The organism is Neisseria sp. P0019.S002 (genome assembly GCF_051957155.1).
Lineage (GTDB): Bacteria > Pseudomonadota > Gammaproteobacteria > Burkholderiales > Neisseriaceae > Neisseria > Neisseria perflava.
Genome location: NZ_JBQCWS010000003.1, coordinates 224,590 through 243,087 on the forward strand (window position 1 = coordinate 224,590; position 18,498 = coordinate 243,087).

Consider the following 18,498-nt stretch of genomic DNA (forward strand, 5'->3'; position numbering starts at 1 on the left):
TTGGTTTTCTCTATTTTCTTATTGCAGACTTGTGGGTCTGTCTGTATGCGTTATGCCCAGAAGTCTCGCGGAGCATCCAATACAGGTTTGACGATGCCGGTACGGATGGCAAAATCGCCAAAACCTTCATCATCCAAACGGTTTCGAGACCAATCTGCCACCCAGCCTTCGACAATTTCAAGGATTTCAGGTTCAGTAACGTTTTCTTTAAACAGGCGCGGAATGCGGGTGCCTTCGCGGTTGCCGCCTGCGTAAAGGTTGTAGCGACCGACTGCTTTACCGACCAAACCGATTTCCGCCAGCATGGCGCGACCGCAACCGTTGGGACAACCGGTTACGCGCAAAACGATGTATTCGTCTTCCAATCCATATTTAGCGAACATTGCGTCGATTTTATCGGAGAATGTCGGCAGGAAGCGTTCGGCCTCCGCCATTGCCAACGGACAGGTCGGCAAGGCAACGCAGGCCATCGAGTTCTCACGCTGGATGGTAATCGATTTGCTGATTAATCCATGCTCTTTAGCGATTTTATCAATCGTGTCTTTCAATTCCGGCGGTACATTGGCAACCACCAGATTTTGGTTGGCAGTCAGACGGAAGTCGCCGGGATGGATTTTGGCAATTTCTCGGATACCTGTTTTCAACGGTCTGTCGGGATAATCGAGCAGGCGGCCGTTTTCAATAAACAAAGTCAAATGCCAGTTGCCTTCATGCCCTTGTACCCAGCCGATGTGGTCGCCGCGATGGGTAAATTCGTAAGGGCGGATGGGTTCAAACTTAATGCCCATGCGTCTTTCGACTTCTTCTTTGAACACATCTACGCCGACGCGTTGCAGCGTATAGCGTGTACGCGCTGCTTTGCGGTCGCTGCGGTTACCCCAGTCGCGCTGGGTGCTGACGACGGCTTCGGCGGCGTTGAGGGTGTATTCCAGCGGAACGAAACCGAATTCGTAAGAAGTGTTCGGATAGGTTTTAGTATTGCCGTGTTCACTGGATAAACCGCCACCGACCAATACATTGAAGCCCACCAACTTGCCATTTTCTGCAATCGCCACGAAACCCAAGTCATTAGAATGAATGTCCACATCATTATCGGGCGGAATTACGACGGCAGTTTTGAATTTGCGCGGCAAATAGGTTTTACCCAAAATCGGCTCTACATCGTCGGCAATTTCTTTATTGCGCGGCTCGGTCGGCTCGGTTGTGAACACTTTTTCGCCGTCCAGCCACACATCGGCATATGCCATGGTGCGCGGCAGAAGGTGCATACTGATGCGCGCCGCCCATTCATAGGCTTCTTGATGCAACGTGCTTTGCACCGGATTGCTGGTGCACAACACATTGCGGTTGACATCGCTGGCTGTGGCAATGGAATCGAGACCTAGTTTGTGCAATGCCTGATGTGCCTGTTTTAAATCGGTTTTCAGAATGCCGTGGTATTGGAAGGTTTGACGGTTGGTCAGGCGGATGGAGCCGTAAATCGTATTTTCACCGGCAAATTTGTCGATACCCAGCCACTGCTGCGGCGTAATGATGCCGCCGGGCAAACGGCAACGCAACATCATGTTTTTTAAGGGTTCAAGTTTTTGTTCGGTACGCTCGGCACGGATATCACGGTTGTCCTGTTCATACATGCCGTGGAAGCGGATAAGCTGAAAGTTGTCGGCAGTAAAGCCGCCGGTAAAGTCGTCTTTCAACTCTTCCTTAATCGTACCGTGCAGATAATCGCTGCGCTCTTTCAAGGCTTCATTGCCGGACAAAGGCGTCTCAGGCAGCTTGGCTCGCGGGTCGGTTGTGGTAGCAGTCATTGAAGCACTCCTTATTTTTGATATAGGCGTTACTTTAATGAGGCCGTCTGAAAATGAGAAAGAATGGTTTGTTTGTTTTAAAGACGATTTTGTTATATTGGTTTGAAACATAAAAAGGCCGTCTGAACTTTGCTTTCAGACGGCCTTGATACTGAACAGGACAAACCGATTAGGCTTGTTTGTTCCAACGTTCGATAGATTCTTTGATGACTTGTTTCGCTTCTTCTACATCGCCCCAAGATTCAACTTTAGTGGTACCTGCTTTTTTCAGGTCTTTGTAGTGGTTGAAGTGGAACTCGATTTGTTTGATCAGTTGTTGCGGCAAATCGGCCAAAGTTTTGTAGGCGTTGCCGTTGTTGCGGTCGTCGGCTGGAACGCAGACGATTTTGTCGTCCACTTCGCCATCGTCAACGAATTTCATCACGCCGATAACGCGTGCTTCCAGGAAAATACCGGTTGCCAAAGGCTGCTCGGTCACCAGCAATACGTCCAATTCGTCGCCGTCTTCGTCTAAAGTTTGCGGAATGAAGCCGTAGTTGGTCGGCTTGGCGAAAATTGCCGGTTCAACGCGGTCGAGTTGGAAAGCGGCCAGTTTGCGGTTCCACTCGATTTTGTGGTTGCTGCCCGCAGGGATTTCGTTGACAACGTTGATGATGCCGCCGTCCACGTCGCCCGGGGTCAGGATTTTGTTGAAGTCTGCCATGATGGTTTCCTTTGATTTTAAAGAGAGTCAAACGTTGAAAGTATAGCAAACCCAAGGCCGTCTGAAAATGTGAAACTGTCGTATTCAGACGGCCTTTTTGGCATTCAGCCTTTTGACCAGTTCTAAAATTGCGCGTTTATTGGAAGGGGAAAACACTTTTTCCGCCGCTTCTTCTGCACCAAACCAACCATAGGCAACGTGTTCGTCCGGTTGCAGGACGATGGGCGTATCACGCGGAATTTGGGCGGAGAAGATGTGTTCGCGGTTTTCAAAAACGCCTTTGGGATAGCGATGGCGCCAGTGATGATAGATTTCATAAACGGTGCTGTCATGCCAGTTTTCCAGCTGTCCTTCTGCAAGGCGGATACCGGTTTCTTCCCACACTTCGCGCCATGCGGTTTCTTCGATACGCTCGCCCTCTTCCAAGCTGCCTGTGACCGACTGCCAAAAACCTTGCGGCGCCGTGCGTTCAATCAGCAGGATATTGCCGTCTTTATCATGCAAAACGACCAAAGCGGAAACGGGATACTTCAAAGGCTTGCCGCTCATGGCTTGTCCTTGCCGGTTTGGTTAGGGAGGCTGATTTTTTGTAGTAAGTAAGCCAAAAGGTTTTCCATGTATCACTCAAAAATGGGAAATTGATATTCAGACGGCCTTTGTCGGAAATCCGCAAAGGCCGTCTGAAATTATACCTGATTTAACTGCGCCAGTTTCCGAGACACCAGCTCTGCCGCTTCTTCCGGCGAGTTGGCCTTCACCCCTGCTTCGCCAAAATACGAAATTTTAGGCAAACCACACAAAAACTTATCGACATCTTGCACCGTCAAAAAGCGGCCGTGCAAATCGAATCCGACATTTAAAGCACGCCCTTTGATTTCCGCCACCCTGTCATGCAAATGGCCGTATAAGTGATACCAGCCCTGATAACAGCCGTCCCACTCCTGAATCGGATAGTGAAAGAGAACCAGCGTATTCTTAATTTCCGGCAATTTGAGTTTCAAATACGGCCGTATGGACGACAGCAGCGGATGGCCGTCATGCTTGGTTTGGCTGCGGAAAAAATCAGCATGCTGCCGAATCACATGATCATGATTGCCGTAAATCAAGTGATGTTGCCCGTTCAAACGCGACAAAACGCGCTCTATCTGCTTATGGTCTTGGGCAAAGGAAAAATCGCCCAAGTTGTACACCGTATCTTCAGGCGTAACGGTTTCATTCCATGTCTGAATTAAAAATTCATCCATCTGCTCCACGTTATCGAACGGTCGAAATTGCGGGCAGAATTTGGCAATGTTTTTATGTGAGAAATGTAGGTCTGATGTGAAGTAGGTTTTGCTCATACCGTGCTTTCTGCGTTGCAGGCTTGAATCGTATCACGCGCGGGCGTATGCTGAATAATGTTTATTGTGTGCTTCAAGGAGTTTTTATGCGTTTGGTTATTGCCGCGCCGGCCAACGGCGCAATATTGAAAGACGCGCTCAAAGCGCATCTGCAAAACGACCCGCGGGTCAGCAGCTTAGTCGATTTATCCTCGCCCAAAGGGACCTATCCGCAACTCTCGTTTGCCGCGGCCGAAGAAATCGCGGCAGGACGCGCCGACCGTGCGCTATTGATTTGCGGCACCGGCGTGGGCACGGCAATTGCCGCCAATAAAGTGCGCGGCATACGAGCGGCGACAGCACATGATTTGCTTACTGTCCGCGGCTCGGTGGAAAACTATAACGCGCAAGTTTTATGTATGGGGCAAAACGTGATTGCCGCGCCGGCCGCTTGGGCATTGGTCGATATTTGGTTGGATTTGCGCCACGACACAAGCAGCAGCTATGCGCCTAAAGTCGGCGAAATCGAAGCGTACGAGCGCGGAAAATAAATACGCGTTGCTCCATATATTTTCAGACGGCCTTGTTACGTTTCGCTTTAGCAAAACCGGTAAGGCCGTCTGAAAATATTTAAATGCTTATTTCCCTTTTTTATTGCAAGGATGTCCTGCGCTGTTGTCGCAGACGCGTAAATTGCGCAAATGCATGACGGCATTGGTCAACTCGGCCTTCGTCGGCTCGTAACGGAAAGCATATTGCTTCACGTACAAAGCTTCGTTACCCTGTACGGCTTTTATCCAAGTAAATTCAGGTTTGCTGGTTTGCGGATTGTTGGCGCAAAACAACATCACCAAAGCGAATGGATAGCCGTTTTCTTCACCTGCCGTTATTGGGTTGACACTACTTTGCGGACAGGCATTCTGCCATGAGGCTGAAAGATTGCCGAAAAACTGCTCAACACCCGGTTTCATACCTGCCATGGATTGCAGCGTGACCATTTGCGTCCAGTCTTCCACAGTCTGTTTCTGCGGCACAAGTTCTATCAATGTCACACCATTTTGCGCGGTTTGATAGCCGACTTTGAAGCCTTTAGGCGGAGCGCCGAAAGACCCAAATTCCTCAGCCTGCGCAGTTTGAACAGCTAACGGAAGCATAGCGATGGCGAGCATCAGTTTCCTAACGATACTTGTTTTTTTCATTGTTTTTCCTTATTCACTAAAAGTATGGCAGATGAAACACTCCATCCGCCAGCGCTATACTAACACAAGCATATAGCATTTTTCAGACGGCCTTACAACTGTCTCAAAAACGCTTGAATAAACGCGATTTTATCCAATTCCGACATGGCATTGAATGCTTCCTGATACTCGTGGATATAGTCGATTAAAGGATAAAACTCTTCATCGACGTGGCGTTTGTCGAGTTTGCGGCCGATATTGCCCTCGTTGCTTCGTCCTAAAAACTTGGAAATCAGGTAATACGGCGATTTGAGTTTGAACAGCATTTCGCCGTTTTGGGCATCAAATACCATAAAGCCTTCGTGCTCCACATTTTTCAGACGGCCTTTCAGCTCGCCGAATGTGATGTTTTTCAGCATTTCTGGACGACGAACGCCGTATTGTTTGCCGATTTCGTCCAATTCCGCTTCAGAAAATTGACGGCCGGTCGTTACATCGATGCAGCCGATTAAGGTTTCGCCCAATTCTTCGCGGATGATGTGCACATCTTTCGCGTCTGTGATTTCAAACAAAAAAGTATGGTTTGGATATGCGCGGAACAAGGTTTCGTATTGCGCGCAGTGTGCGGCGGTCATGTCCGCAAACGCGCTATCAAGCGAACCGGTAGTCGAATACAGCACTTTGCCGTCAAACGTCGCGCCGTGGGACGGATGGTCGTCTGAAAGCGATACGAAAGTACAGCAGCCGAGGAAGCCGTTTACTTTCACCACCGCGTCCACCAATCGCTCGTCGCCGACGCAGATCGGGTAACGGCTGCCTTTGGCGATACGTTCCGAATAATTGAACACTTTTTTAAACGGGCGCACGATAATTCGATTATGCGCGTCGATAATCAAACCGCGCATTTCCAGCAAAGCATCATCAAAGCGGTTGTTATAGAACACGCTGCGGGCGTATTTCAACACGCGCAATTCGGGATAACGCTTGGATGCTTTGGCGGTAAAGTTGCGGCTGCCGTGTTGCAGATAATGATCGGTCACAAAGGTTTGCTGTGCCTCATCAAACACCAGCGGCTTATGCTCGATAGCCTGCATCTGTTCGATTTTTTCTAACTGCTCCGCATTTGCCGGTTGCACAGCCTCGATGTGGATTTCGTTGGCCACACGGTTTTGGTTCAACTTGATATACGCCGCCAACACGTCATGCTCTTTCACGCCGTGCAGGTTGGGATAGAAATTGTGCAGTCGATAAGCTTCTGTTTCAAAACCGCTTTTCTCCGCCTGATCCAATAAATGACGGCAACGCGAAGCTTTTTGGTTAGTATTGGAATTAATGATCAAAATATTTCGATTCGGATTTTGACGTCCAAGTCTCAAGGTTTCAGTCATCAAGGCATTACCGCGTTTTTGTGCCTTATCCACCGCTTCACCCGACCAACGATATTCACCATATTCATCGGTAATAAACAAATCGTTTTCAATACGGACAACTTCCGCATCCTGATACTGCGCTTTAAATTCAGTGGCTTTTTGTTCGGCAAACGTCGATTTTCCCGAACCTTGATGACCGCGGATTAAGATGAATTTTTGCATTTTATTTCCTTATTCTTTTTCTCAGCTTGCCCTGAATAAATAGGCCGTCTGAAAAATATTTCCACCCTTTTTTCAGACGGCCTCAGCTTCAGTTCACAACTGCCAACGGCGTTTTCTCAATCTCTTCTACCCAGAAATCTGTACCCATACCTCGTTCGGCAAAGGAACCGATCAGGGAGAATACTTGGTCGGAGAAGCCGCCGATGTTCAAGATATCGTGACGGTTTCGTGCTTGAGCCTTAGTGTAGGGCTGGATATCCAGACAAACAAGTTTGGCTTCGGGACAACGTCGTTTCAGAATGTCCCACTCTTTCATCAGACTGGTTGTTGAGCCCCATCCTTGGTTGTCATCTGCCCAACTTTCATTGTCTGACACGATGACGACCAAATCCACATCGGCTTTTTCACGGTTCAGCATGGCGAGCGGTGCGCTGCATGCCGTTCCGCCGCCGCCGATATTGGCAAGTTTTTCGGCGTTGGTCATGATGCTGTCGCGCGGGTTGAGCTGCACGTTTACCGTGATTTGTTCAAACGGTATCACACGGGCTTGCGGATTGGTACGCAACATGGCGGCGGATACGAGCGCGGCAATGTCGATGCAGCGGGTTTTGCTGGTCGCGCTGCCGCGATAGCCTGTAACCGAGCTGTGCATAGAGCCGGAAACGTCCGGACAAACCACGACTTTGCCTTGGATGGCCGGTACGTTTTGTACGGCGGTTTCCATCGCATCTTGCAGGGCTTCGCGGATTTCAGACGGCATTTGATTAGATGTTGCCTGATACGCGGTCAGCAACTGATAAGGCAGGACGCGGGAGCGGGCAATGGCGGTTTCGTCACGCAGTTTTTCTGCCACCATTTTGATGTTTTTGCTTTTCGAAAACACTTCGTGGCGCAGGAAAGTGTTCAGGTTTTGACGAACCTGCTGCCATGAACCGTTACAGGCAATTTGCGCCCAGTCGCCGCTGTTCAAGTCTAAAGCAGTGAGCATTTGGAAAGGAACGTTGGGCAATTCGCCTTCTCGGCTTTGTTTGTAGTCTTCAAAAGCGCGGGTAATGGGTGGCAATGCTTCGCGGTCGTACGGTTTGCCGATCAGCCAGGCAAACCATGCGGCACGCCATGCTTCACGCGGTTTAGGATGCACCATTTTGACCACGTCTGCCAGCGACGGCGAATTACCGACAGCGGCGTTCAACAGTTGTTTTTCGGTAGCGGTCAAAAGCCAAGTCTGCATCAGTTTTTTCGGACGGTTGCCGAAAGATTTTCTGCCGACTGCACCGCTGCGGATAATTTGTGCGAAGTTACGCAACATTTTACCGTTGTCCACTACTTGGTCGAATACGCGGGCGAGCATGTTCACGTCTTTTTGCGCCAACACGGCAAGCAACAGCGCAGGCATATCTTTCATGAAACCTTTTTGACGGGCATATACGGCAGTTTTGGCGATAAACTCGGCATCCAGGCTTTCTGCCAACTTCAATACTTGGTCAAGCTGACTTTGGGCATCGGCATAGTAGGTATTGTTCAGACAACCGGTAGCGGCAAGCTGTGCCAGCTGTTGTTTGGGTGTCAGCGTGTAGGCAATGCCGCCGGCTTCATTATGGGTATCGGTTTTAGTAAAACGGTTTTTAATAGATTGAAACAAGGTTGTATTAGCCATTTTCATTTTCTTTCATATTGTTGGTTTGAGGCCGTCTGAACTTGTTTTAGCTTTGTTTTTCAGACGGCCTTGAATGGGTGGCAGTGTGGCGGCTAAAGATGAAGAGAAGCGTTTTTAACTGAAAGCTAATGTATTCTCTTCCGGGCATCCGCCTACTGCCGTAGGGCGACTAGATTTACTAGGATCATTCGGGTTTGTAGCAAGCAAGGAATGTAATCCTAATGGCATTCGCCCATAAGGGGTGGTACATTGGGCAACAAAGAATGGAGAAATTTTTACGCGCTCTATCCACTGAGCTACTCTACCATCGTTGGCGGCAGAGACGGGACTCGAACCCGCGACCTCGAGCTTAGCAGGCTGTAATTTCTCCGGTATTTGCCGAATGCACCGAAAACGGTTTTTATATCAGCCCGCCTGAATATTTCAGATGGACTCGAATGGATGGCAGCGTAGCGGATAAACATGAAGAGAAACGGTTTTAATTTACTCTCTTCAAGCATCAGCCTACTGCCGTATAAAGTAATATGGCACGCAACAAGTTTTTCAGGGAAACATGCCTTCGCTCTACCAGCTGAGCTACTCTGCTATTTTGGCTAACAGAGACAGGACTCGAACCTGCGACACAAGGGTATCCATGTTGTAGTTTCACCAGGCATTTGCCTGCCATATTGGAAAAGGGTGGGCGACTAAATAAACAAGACGTTCAACGTCTATCAGACGAGACAGGATTCGAACCTGTTAATCCAAATGTAGTCTTGTTGGCATTCGCCCTGTAACTCCACAGCAACTAAATTTACGGAAAATTTTTCTCCGGTAACTGTATTTCCCGAAGCATCTGCTGTATCGTTACATTCACAACATAGCCAACAGCGCGCCAAGAATAATTTTTTATAAAAATAATTTTTAATTTATTGAATATAAAGAAAATATATTTTAAATTAACTTTTATTGGCAAAAAGCGTAGAATACTAAAAAATATATTTATAGATAGTTATATAGAAAATAAGATATATAAGAATAGATAGTGCGATGTGATAACTTGGACAAACGCTTGTGTCAAATTGCATTTTGGCGATGATTGCAGCGTATTTATCTTAGAAAACATTTTGAAGGCCGTCTGAAACATGAATACCAACCCTAAAAAACAAGTCGCCATCAGCTTTCTCGGTACAGTACTGGACAAAGGTTTCGGTCAAGGGCGTTGGTTGAAATGGCGGCCGAATGTCGCCATGAATCAGCGTCAGGACTTTCATCTTGACCGCATGGAACTGTTTTATGCGGAGAAATACCGCGAACTGGCAGAGCAGATAAAAGCCGATATTCAAGATGTGTCGCCGCACACAGTCGTCAATCTCGTACCTATGGAACTAGCAAACCCGTGGGACTTCTCCGAGGTTTATACCAAACTACACGATTGGGCAGCAAGCTATCCATTTGATACAGAAGAAGAAACCTACCTCACCCACATCACCACAGGTACACACGTTGCCCAAATCTGTCTGTTTTTATTGGTGGAATCGCGTCAAATCCCCGGCGTGCTGTTGCAGACCGCGCCGCCGAAAAACCAAAGACGCAGTATGGAGGACGGCAATGTCGGCAGTTATGAAATCATCGATTTAGACTTGGCTCGTTACGACGTACTGGCCGAACGCCTTGCCGCCGTACGCGATGACGCAGTGCGCTACCTGAAAAGCGGCATTTCCACCCAAAACGCCGCCTTCAACCGCATGATTGCCGAAATCGAACAAGTCGCGCTCAACTCTCCTTCCCCCATTCTGCTTTCCGGCCCCACCGGCGCAGGCAAATCCATGCTGGCACGCAGGATTTTTGAATTGAAAAAAGCGCGCCATTTGATTAAAGGCACATTTGTCGATGTAAACTGCGCCACCCTTCGCGGCGACGGTGCAGCATCTGCCCTGTTCGGCCACAAAAAAGGCGCCTTTACCGGCGCCGCAGAAAAGCGTGAAGGCTACCTAAAAACTGCCGACGGCGGCGTATTGTTTTTAGATGAAATCGGCGAATTAGGCTTGGACGAACAAGCCATGTTACTCAAAGCCATTGAAGAGAAACACTTTTATCCCGTCGGCAGCGACAGCGAAGTCAAAAGTGACTTCCAACTCATCGCCGGCACCAACCGCGACCTACGCCACGAAATCCGCGCCGGACGCTTCCGCGAAGACCTGTTTGCCCGCATCAATATTTGGAACTATCCGCTACCCGCACTCGCCAACCGCCGCGAAGACATCGAGCCCAATGTCGAACACCAGCTCGCCCTAGCTTCACAGGAACTCGGCCGAACCACCCGCTTCAACAAAGAAGCCCTGGCCGCCTACCTTGCCTTCGCCCATTCCAACCAAGCCCCATGGCGCGGTAACTTCCGCGACCTAGCCGCCAGCATCATGCGTCTGGCCACACTCGCGCCGCAAGGCAGGATACAGGTGGAACAAGTCCAAGCCGAAATCGAACGCCTCAAATGGTTATGGTCGGAAGAACCCTTTTCAGACGGCCCCTTACATAAAAGGCCGTCTGAAAAAACACAAGACTACCCCGATAAAGTCGATTGGGACACATTGGATTTGTTCGACAAACTGCAACTGCAACACGTCATCGACGAATGCCGCAAACACCCCAACATGGCTGCTGCTGGTCGTGCATTGTTCAACGTTTCCCGAACAGAAAGGGCAAAAGTCAATGACAGCGACCGATTGAGAAAGTATTTGCAACGGTTTGGATTGGAATGGGGGGATATTTAAATAGAGTGGGTAAGATAGCTCATTTTCATCATTTATAAAAAATAAAAGACATCAATCCGATGCCTTTTTCATTTATTAACACAAATTACTTCTTTGGCTTACTTCAAAAATGTCGCATGATAGGCAATATGTTCACCAATAAAACTGGCGATGAAGTAATAGCTATGATCATAGCCTTTGTGGAAGCGCACATCGACCGGTTGGTTTGCCGCACGACAGGTTTCGATAAAATCTTCAGTGCGTAATTGTGTTGGCAAAAACTCATCTTTCAAGCCCTGATCAATGCGCATACCTTGCACTTTATAGCCTTGTTGAATGAGCGAGTTAGCATCATATCGCTGCCATTTTTCGCGATCTTTTCCTAAATAGGCAGAAAAGGCTTTTTCTCCCCAAGGCACGAGGCTTGGCGATAAAATGGGCGAAAAGGCAGAAACACTTTGATAACGTTCTTGGTTTCGCAGCGCCAATACCAATGCGCCATGTCCGCCCATTGAATGTCCCATAATCGAACGTTTGCCGTTGGTAGGAAAATTTTCCTCAATCAGGCCAGGCAACTCATTCAAAATATAATCATACATTTGATAATTCGTCGCCCAAGGCTGCTCGGTCGCATTAAGATAAAAGCCCGCGCCCTGCCCTAAATCGTAAGCATCATCGTTCGGCACTTGCTCTCCACGAGGGCTGGTATCAGGTGCAACCACAATCACTTGATGTTCTGCCGCATAACGCTGAAAGCCTGATTTGGTAATGAAATTTTGTTCCGTACACGTTAAGCCGGAAAGCCAATAAATCACACCAAGCGGTCGATTCTCCTGATTATCCGGCAAATAGACGGCAAATTTCATTTCGCATTGAAGCGTTTGGGCGTAGTGTGCCCAAACTTGTTGCGAACCACCAAAAATTTGATGTTGTTCAATCAGTTTCATCGCGTACCTTAGTAATGAATAACAGCGCGGATCGATTTACCTTCATGCATTAATTCAAAGGCTTCATTGATTTGATCCAGTGTCATTGTGTGGGTTACAAACGGTTCTAACTCGATGTCGCCTTTCATTGAATCCTCCACCATTTTCGGAAGTTCAGAGCGGCCTTTCACGCCGCCAAATGCCGTGCCTTTCCAAACACGACCGGTTACCAACTGGAACGGACGCGTTGAAATCTCTTGTCCTGCACCCGCTACGCCGATGATAATGGATTGTCCCCAACCACGGTGTGCACTTTCTAATGCTTGACGCATTACATTTACGTTGCCGATACATTCAAAGGTATGGTCAATGCCCCATTTATTGATGTCTAACAACACATCTTTGATCGGTTTATCGTAATCGTTCGGGTTCAAACAATCCGTTGCACCAAACTGTTTTGCCAACTCGAATTTTGCAGGATTGGTATCAATGGCGATAATGCGACCCGCTTTGGCTTGACGCGCACCTTGCACTACCGCTAAACCAATCGCGCCCAAGCCAAACACGGCAACAGAGTCGCCTTCTTGTACTTTTGCTGTGTTATGTACCGCGCCAATACCTGTGGTCACGCCGCAGCCGAGTAAACATACATGTTCGTGGTTGGCTTCCGGGTTGATTTTCGCCAGTGAAACTTCGGCAACAACTGAATATTCACTGAAAGTCGAACAGCCCATATAGTGATAGATCGGCTGACCTTGATAAGAAAAACGCGTCGTGCCGTCCGGCATTAAGCCTTTACCTTGCGTATCACGCACTGAAACGCACAAGTTGGTTTTACCCGAACGACAAAACTCACATTCGCCACATTCTGCGGTGTAAAGAGGAATGACGTGATCACCCGGTTTTACGCTTGACACACCTTCGCCCACAGCAACGACCACACCCGCACCTTCGTGTCCAAGCACCACAGGGAATACGCCCTCAGGATCGCTTCCTGATAACGTAAATGCATCAGTATGGCACACGCCAGTATGAGTGTTACGAATTAACACCTCGCCTTTACGCGGCATTTCCACGTCGATTTCCACAATTTGTAAGGGTTGATTTGGGGCGAATGCCACCGCCGCACGCGATTTGATGGTTGAATTGGTTTGTTTAATTTCCATTATTTTTGCCTTTTAATTCATTAATAAAGTTATCTAGCCTACGAAAGATAACCACAGTTTATACTTTGGAACCCACCCTGAAGCAAGGCATTTTTGCAATTTTGACTACAACAGTAGCATGATCGACTGAAGGGCTGCCATGTAATCGGCGATTAAAGGCTTCCGAATATTTCCCCAAATCATGCAGCTGTCCCGTCTGGTAGGCCTGTTCCTGCACCCCAAATATCCGAGCAAACTCCGCCGCCATTTCCCCAACATTTACCGAATGGCTTTGTAAGGTTTGCCAATATTCGTAAGGTAAGAGATTACCGAGTTTGTCTTGCGCGGAATGGGCGTAGTAAATTAGGGGTTTCATATTGAAATTCTAAAAAATTCAAACTGATATCATGCAATGATAATATGATATTAAATTTAATATGTAAATAGAAAAATGCCGTCTGAAACTTTTTCAGACGGCATTGTCATTTATTAACCTTTATAACTTGCTTCTAATATCCTCCACCGCTTTCACTAAAGCCTCGGAAAGCGAAGGATCAAAAGAAGAATGGCCTGCTTGGACGATTCTCAATTCTGCTTCTGGGAAGGCTTGCGAGAGTTCCCACGCGCTTTGCATCGGGGTACATAGGTCGTAGCGGCCTTGGACGATGATGGTTGGGATATGGCGGATTTTGTCGATGTTTGCCAAGATAGCTTTATCGCCCTGCAGCCAGCCTTCGTTCACGAAGTAATGGTTTTCCATTCTTGCGATGGCAAGGGAGGCTTGCGGGTCTTCATCTACGTCTTTAGGTTCAAACTGAATAAGGTAGCTTTCCCAGTCTGCCCATGATTTAGCTGCTTTGAGGCGCGTGGCTTCATCTTCGCTGAACAGCATTTCATGGTAGGCTTTAATTAGGGCTTGGCGTTTGTTTTCGACTACGGGGGCAATGAATTTTTGCCATTGAGCCGGATAAATTTGGCTTACGCCGCCTGCTTCGTTCAGCCATGCCATTTCAGACGGCCTGCACAGGAAAATACCGCGCAAAACTAAGCCGCTGACACGCTCGGGATGGGTTTCGGCATAAGTCAGCGACAAGGTGCTGCCCCATGAGCCGCCGAAAACCAACCATTTTTGAATGCCGAGCATTTCGCGTACTTTTTCAATATCGGCAACCAAGTCCCATGTGGTATTGTCTTCAATACAGGCATACGGCTTGGAGCGTCCGCAACCGCGTTGGTCGATAATAACGATACGGAAATACTCTGGATTGAAAAAGCCGCGACAGGCAGGTGATGCCCCTGCTCCGGGGCCGCCATGCAGGAAAATCACGGGGTGGCCATCAGGATTTCCTGATTCTTCCCAGTAGATTTCGTGAATGTCGGATACGCGCAAAAGGCCGCTATTTCGTGGTTCTTGAATCGGATGCATGAGCTTTCTCCTTTGTCTGATGAATAGGTTGATTGTAACACTTTGCCTTCTGATTTTTCAGACGACCTACATAGGTTTATCGCTACAAATAGCGTAAAATAGCACTTTTTTGACAGGATTTTTTATGGCTGACAACAAACAAACCCATGCCGCACCCGAAGGACAACTTTTATTGCGTACGGTAGCCATGCCGCGCGATACCAATCCCAATCAGGATATCTTCGGCGGCTGGATTATGTCGCAAATGGATCTGGGCGGCGGTATTTTGGCAGCAGAAATCGCACAGGGACGAATTGTAACCGTGGCTGTTCAAGAGATGAATTTCATCAGACCGGTAAAGGTCGGCAACGTCGTGTGCTGCTACGGCCATTGCGTCCGCGTAGGTAATACTTCTTTGCAACTGAAAATCGAAGTGTGGGTGAAGACTTTGATGAACGATATGGTAACGGAAGACCGCCAACTGGTCACCGAAGCCGTGTTCACTTACGTCGCCATCGATGCACAAGGCAATCCGCGCCCTATTCCTCGCGAAGGCAATGCAAAGCTGGCTCATTTGTAAGTTTAAAAATCAAAACAAGGTCGTCTGAAACCTCAACGTTCAGACGGCCTTTTTTAATACAGAAGCAAAATGTAATAATATTTCTTTTGAGCTAAAGCAAGGCGAAGTATCTGTTTTTTAGGTTTAATTCAGACTGATTGATAAGACAAAGACCGTACACTGGCTCCCTATAACACTACTCTACCGCGACAGTTTGCGCCACTTTTGAAACGGCGTTTCCTCCTCAACCCACTTTAAGGAACATCATGGCTTCGCGCGATTTATACCCACAGGAAATTTTACAGGTTGTTCTCGACAAAAGCTGCGCCAAAGCACAATCCAGCATCCCCACTCTGGCAATCTTGAGCATTTTGGCCGGCGGATACATCGGCTTCGGATATCTTGCCTATTTAAAAGTAGTCAGCGGCATTCCACACGAATGGGGCGGAATTGCGACTTTACTCGGTGCCGCCGTGTTCCCAATCGCCTTGATTTGCATCCTGCTTGGCGGCGGCGAGCTGGTAACCAGCAACATGATGATCATGTCTTTAGGCAGATTGGCCGGACGGATTTCCTCCAAAATGCTGCTGCGTAACTGGGTTATCGTTTGCATGGGCAATTTGGTGGGCACGCTGGCGATGGCGTTTTTCCTCGGATACTATGTCGGTATGATTGAAGGCAGCATGGCAGAAAAAACCATTGCCGTGGCGGAAGCAAAAGTCCATATGGATTTCGGCCGCGCTTTTGTATCGGCGGTCGCATGTAACTGGATGGTCTGCATGGGCGCGTGGTTGCACTTTGCCGCTAAAAACACAACCGGACGAATGCTGGCCATTTGGTTCCCCGTCATGATTTTCGTATTAAACGGCTTCCAACACCTTGTCGCTAATATGTTCGTTATCCCCGCCGGAATTTTGGCAGGCGCAAACATCACTTGGGGGCAGTTTTTCTTCAATATGATTCCCGTATTCCTGGGCAATGTCGTCGGTGGCGCATCCTTTGTCGGCGCGTCTTATCTTTATACTTATAAAGACACGCTGAAAGATAGTACCGAATAGCCTGCTTTATAAACAACAAAACCTGCTTTGAGAAAGCAGGTTTTGTTTCAGACGCCATTGGTATTAAGTTTTAAAATCCATTCGGACACATTATTCAGATAAATCATCCAAACGAAAAAAGAGCCGTTTTCAAAACGGCTCTTTCCAATTCTTTGGTCGGAGTGAAAGGATTCGAACCTTCGACCCCTTGCACCCCATGCAAGTGCGCTACCAGACTGCGCCACACTCCGACTCGATAAGCTGTGAATTCTAGTTTCAAACGCTGATTTTGACAAGTGCTTTTTAAAAAAGGAAATTTACTCGTTTGAAAACATTTAAATTATTTGTAAACAAAAAAGGCCGTCGGAAATCGTTCAGACGGCCTTTGATTATTCAGTCAAATATCAAGCTTCAACCGGAATAATACCGATTTTGGCCTGCCATTGTTTTGGCGCAATGGCGTGAACCGATTCGCCGTTGCTATCCACTGCAACGGTTACAGGCATGTCTTTGACTTCAAATTCGTAAATCGCTTCCATGCCCAATTCAGGGAACGCCAAGACTTTAGATGCTTTAATGGCTTTGGCAACCAAATATGCCGCGCCGCCGACAGCCATCAGGTAAACGGCTTTATTATCGGCAATGGCTTGGCAAGTTGCTGCGCCGCGTTCGGATTTACCGATCATACCCAAGAGGCCGGTTTGTTCCAGCATTTGGCGGGTAAACTTATCCATACGGGTGGAAGTAGTCGGACCGGCCGGGCCAACAACTTCGTCACGGACTGGATCAACCGGGCCAACGTAGTAAATCAGTTTGTTGGTGAAATCTACCGGCAATTCTTCGCCTTTGTTGAGCATGTCAACCAAACGTTTGTGCGCGGCATCGCGGCCGGTCAGGATTTTACCGTTCAGCAACAATACGTCACCGGTTTTCCATGTAGCCACTTCTTCTTTGGTCAGATTGTTGACATCGACACGTTTGCCGTTGTCAGGGCTGTAAGTCAGATCCGGCCAGTCTTCCAAAGATGGGGCTTCCAGTTTGGCAGGGCCTGAGCCATCCAATTCAAATTCGATGTGGCGGGTTGCCGCGCAGTTTGGAATCATGGCAATCGGTTTGGAAGCCGCGTGGGTTGGGTAGTCAAGGATTTTGACATCCAGCACGGTGCTCAAACCGCCCAAACCTTGTGCGCCGATGCCCAAGGCATTTACTTTTTTGTAGAGTTCCAAGCGCAGGGCTTCGGTTGTAGACAATTCTGCACCTGAATCGGCTTTTTCTTTGAGTTCCTGAATATCGATATGGCTCATCAGGCTTTCTTTGGCCATCAACACTGCTTTTTCAGGCGTACCGCCGATGCCGATACCCAAGATGCCCGGAGGACACCAGCCTGCACCCATTTGAGGAACGGTTTTCAATACCCAATCAACGATATTGTCTGAAGGGTTGAGCATGGCAACTTTGGTTTTGTTTTCAGAACCGCCGCCTTTGGCTGCGCAAGTGACTTCGACTTTGTCGCCTTTTACGATTTCCATATGTACAACGGCAGGGGTATTGTCTTTGGTATTTTGACGTTTTCCAGCCGGGTCGGCCAATACAGAGGCGCGCAATTTATTGTCAGGATAGGTATATGCACGGCGTACGCCTTCGTTAACCATTTCCTGTACGCTCATCTCGGCATCCCACTGTACATCCATGCCCACTTTCAAGAATACGGTCGCAATACCGGTATCCTGACAAATCGGACGATGCCCCTCGGCACACATACGGCTATTGACCAAAATCTGCGCCATCGCATCTTTGGCGGCAGGGTTTTCTTCTTTTTGATAAGCCTTGTATAAAGCCTGAATGTAATCTTTAGGATGGTAGTAGCTGATGAATTGGAAAGCATCGAAAATACTTTGGATAAAGTCTTCTTGCTTGATGACGGTCATGATTGTGTTCCTTTTCGGGAGTCATGGTAGGAAGGGTTTGTTTATTTTTTAAGAGACCGATTTTTCAGACGGCCTTCAATAGTGTAATAGTGCTTTCAAATGAATAATCCAGACAATATCATTTTCATACCTTATTGATTTAAATAGAATTTAATAACATATTAAATCACTTGGTTATTGATAACCCATATCTACTGGCTATTCGCTTACATAGAAATAAAATTACATTGTTTTTAAATGATAATCTTATTTCAAGGCCGTCTGAAAATATTTGCCTTAAGCATCTGAAAAAGAAATTTAGTATCTTGTATTTAAAAGGGAACTATCTAAATTTCAGACGGCCTTTTTTATTCTCCAATACAATACACAATTGTAAAATCCGTGTCATTTCCTCCCTCAATCTTCTTGACTGATATCAAACTTGTTTGATTTTCTGAAATTTTATAACAGTCTTTTCACTTGCTTATATACCTAAATATTATTCAATATATACAACAATCTATGCAAAA

At 47.6% G+C, this 18,498-nt stretch carries 15 protein-coding genes, 1 tRNA gene and 1 pseudogene; 4 read left to right on the forward strand and 13 right to left on the reverse strand.

Annotation, left to right across the window (positions count from 1 at the left end):
- Window positions 1-50 precede the first annotated feature (50 nt).
- The 4 genes from cysI to ACTHTY_RS06435 all read right to left on the reverse strand — a co-directional run bounded on the left by cysI (window position 51) and on the right by ACTHTY_RS06435 (window position 3,851).
- Window positions 51-1,808 carry an assimilatory sulfite reductase (NADPH) hemoprotein subunit gene (gene cysI, locus ACTHTY_RS06420; RefSeq protein WP_440366852.1) on the reverse strand — a complete coding sequence of 586 codons (1,758 nt, stop codon included), beginning with the start codon at window positions 1,806-1,808 and terminating at the stop codon, window positions 51-53.
- Window positions 1,809-1,977: 169 nt separating this feature from the next.
- Window positions 1,978-2,511 (reverse strand): inorganic diphosphatase, encoded by a 534-nt coding sequence (locus ACTHTY_RS06425; RefSeq protein ID WP_003678634.1) that lies wholly within the window; start codon window positions 2,509-2,511, stop codon window positions 1,978-1,980.
- Window positions 2,512-2,595: 84 nt separating this feature from the next.
- Entirely contained in the window at window positions 2,596-3,060 is a 465-nt protein-coding gene (gene nudB, locus ACTHTY_RS06430; protein WP_440366853.1) for a dihydroneopterin triphosphate diphosphatase, read from the reverse strand.
- Window positions 3,061-3,197: 137 nt separating this feature from the next.
- Window positions 3,198-3,851 (reverse strand): phosphoesterase, encoded by a 654-nt coding sequence (locus ACTHTY_RS06435; RefSeq protein WP_440366855.1) that lies wholly within the window; start codon window positions 3,849-3,851, stop codon window positions 3,198-3,200.
- 86 nt (window positions 3,852-3,937) lie between these two features.
- On the opposite strand from ACTHTY_RS06435, the gene ACTHTY_RS06440 reads away from it, so the two are divergent.
- Complete coding sequence (locus tag ACTHTY_RS06440; protein WP_440366857.1) at window positions 3,938-4,381, forward strand: RpiB/LacA/LacB family sugar-phosphate isomerase; 444 nt, start codon at window positions 3,938-3,940, stop codon at window positions 4,379-4,381.
- 87 nt (window positions 4,382-4,468) lie between these two features.
- Here the strand turns inward: ACTHTY_RS06440 and ACTHTY_RS06445 are convergent, their stop codons facing one another.
- From ACTHTY_RS06445 to ACTHTY_RS06455, 3 genes are all read right to left on the reverse strand, one after another.
- The gene (locus ACTHTY_RS06445; RefSeq protein WP_003746257.1) at window positions 4,469-5,029 is read right to left on the reverse strand and encodes a hypothetical protein; all 561 of its coding nucleotides are present in this window, start codon (window positions 5,027-5,029) and stop codon (window positions 4,469-4,471) included.
- A 92-nt stretch (window positions 5,030-5,121) separates the two neighbouring features.
- The gene (locus tag ACTHTY_RS06450; RefSeq protein ID WP_440366859.1) at window positions 5,122-6,600 is read right to left on the reverse strand and encodes an RNA ligase; all 1,479 of its coding nucleotides are present in this window, start codon (window positions 6,598-6,600) and stop codon (window positions 5,122-5,124) included.
- Window positions 6,601-6,688: 88 nt separating this feature from the next.
- Window positions 6,689-8,263 (reverse strand): vWA domain-containing protein, encoded by a 1,575-nt coding sequence (locus ACTHTY_RS06455; RefSeq protein ID WP_440366861.1) that lies wholly within the window; start codon window positions 8,261-8,263, stop codon window positions 6,689-6,691.
- Window positions 8,264-9,381: 1,118 nt separating this feature from the next.
- Here ACTHTY_RS06455 and rtcR point away from each other — a divergent pair.
- A complete protein-coding gene (gene rtcR / locus ACTHTY_RS06460; protein ID WP_440366863.1) occupies window positions 9,382-11,010 on the forward strand; it encodes an RNA repair transcriptional activator RtcR in 1,629 nt (542 codons plus the stop codon).
- A 98-nt stretch (window positions 11,011-11,108) separates the two neighbouring features.
- Here rtcR and fghA read toward each other — a convergent pair whose 3' ends face one another.
- The 4 genes and pseudogenes from fghA to pip form a co-directional block, all read right to left on the reverse strand.
- The gene (gene fghA / locus ACTHTY_RS06465) at window positions 11,109-11,936 is read right to left on the reverse strand and encodes an S-formylglutathione hydrolase (protein ID WP_440366864.1); all 828 of its coding nucleotides are present in this window, start codon (window positions 11,934-11,936) and stop codon (window positions 11,109-11,111) included.
- 8 nt (window positions 11,937-11,944) lie between these two features.
- On the reverse strand, window positions 11,945-13,081 hold the full coding sequence (locus ACTHTY_RS06470) for an S-(hydroxymethyl)glutathione dehydrogenase/class III alcohol dehydrogenase (protein ID WP_003746247.1): 1,137 nt from the start codon (window positions 13,079-13,081) through the stop codon (window positions 11,945-11,947).
- A gap of 94 nt (window positions 13,082-13,175) precedes the next feature.
- Window positions 13,176-13,436: pseudogene (locus ACTHTY_RS06475) on the reverse strand (HD domain-containing protein); the annotation flags it as partial.
- A gap of 120 nt (window positions 13,437-13,556) precedes the next feature.
- Entirely contained in the window at window positions 13,557-14,486 is a 930-nt protein-coding gene (gene pip, locus ACTHTY_RS06480; protein WP_440366867.1) for a prolyl aminopeptidase, read from the reverse strand.
- Between the two features lie 124 nt (window positions 14,487-14,610).
- Between pip and yciA the strand changes: the two genes are divergently transcribed.
- Both yciA and ACTHTY_RS06490 read left to right on the forward strand, forming a co-directional pair.
- The gene (gene yciA / locus ACTHTY_RS06485) at window positions 14,611-15,045 is read left to right on the forward strand and encodes an acyl-CoA thioester hydrolase YciA (RefSeq protein ID WP_049332732.1); all 435 of its coding nucleotides are present in this window, start codon (window positions 14,611-14,613) and stop codon (window positions 15,043-15,045) included.
- 245 nt (window positions 15,046-15,290) lie between these two features.
- Window positions 15,291-16,082: a formate/nitrite transporter family protein gene (locus ACTHTY_RS06490; protein WP_440366869.1), complete on the forward strand. Its 792-nt coding sequence runs from the start codon at window positions 15,291-15,293 to the stop codon at window positions 16,080-16,082.
- A gap of 153 nt (window positions 16,083-16,235) precedes the next feature.
- On the opposite strand, the gene ACTHTY_RS06495 is transcribed toward ACTHTY_RS06490, so the two are convergent.
- A tRNA-Pro gene (locus ACTHTY_RS06495) sits at window positions 16,236-16,312 on the reverse strand.
- Between the two features lie 153 nt (window positions 16,313-16,465).
- A complete protein-coding gene (locus ACTHTY_RS06500; protein ID WP_003746217.1) occupies window positions 16,466-17,989 on the reverse strand; it encodes a fumarate hydratase in 1,524 nt (507 codons plus the stop codon).
- Window positions 17,990-18,498 lie beyond the last annotated feature (509 nt).

Coding starts and splice junctions, on each gene's coding strand:
- cysI (WP_440366852.1), bottom strand. CDS start 1,808: ATGACTGCTACCACAACCGACCCGCGAGCCAAGCTGCCTGAGACGCCT.
- ACTHTY_RS06425 (WP_003678634.1), bottom strand. CDS start 2,511: ATGGCAGACTTCAACAAAATCCTGACCCCGGGCGACGTGGACGGCGGC.
- nudB (WP_440366853.1), bottom strand. CDS start 3,060: ATGAGCGGCAAGCCTTTGAAGTATCCCGTTTCCGCTTTGGTCGTTTTG.
- ACTHTY_RS06435 (WP_440366855.1), bottom strand. CDS start 3,851: ATGAGCAAAACCTACTTCACATCAGACCTACATTTCTCACATAAAAAC.
- ACTHTY_RS06440 (WP_440366857.1), top strand. CDS start 3,938: ATGCGTTTGGTTATTGCCGCGCCGGCCAACGGCGCAATATTGAAAGAC.
- ACTHTY_RS06445 (WP_003746257.1), bottom strand. CDS start 5,029: ATGAAAAAAACAAGTATCGTTAGGAAACTGATGCTCGCCATCGCTATG.
- ACTHTY_RS06450 (WP_440366859.1), bottom strand. CDS start 6,600: ATGCAAAAATTCATCTTAATCCGCGGTCATCAAGGTTCGGGAAAATCG.
- ACTHTY_RS06455 (WP_440366861.1), bottom strand. CDS start 8,263: ATGAAAATGGCTAATACAACCTTGTTTCAATCTATTAAAAACCGTTTT.
- rtcR (WP_440366863.1), top strand. CDS start 9,382: ATGAATACCAACCCTAAAAAACAAGTCGCCATCAGCTTTCTCGGTACA.
- fghA (WP_440366864.1), bottom strand. CDS start 11,936: ATGAAACTGATTGAACAACATCAAATTTTTGGTGGTTCGCAACAAGTT.
- ACTHTY_RS06470 (WP_003746247.1), bottom strand. CDS start 13,081: ATGGAAATTAAACAAACCAATTCAACCATCAAATCGCGTGCGGCGGTG.
- pip (WP_440366867.1), bottom strand. CDS start 14,486: ATGCATCCGATTCAAGAACCACGAAATAGCGGCCTTTTGCGCGTATCC.
- yciA (WP_049332732.1), top strand. CDS start 14,611: ATGGCTGACAACAAACAAACCCATGCCGCACCCGAAGGACAACTTTTA.
- ACTHTY_RS06490 (WP_440366869.1), top strand. CDS start 15,291: ATGGCTTCGCGCGATTTATACCCACAGGAAATTTTACAGGTTGTTCTC.
- ACTHTY_RS06500 (WP_003746217.1), bottom strand. CDS start 17,989: ATGACCGTCATCAAGCAAGAAGACTTTATCCAAAGTATTTTCGATGCT.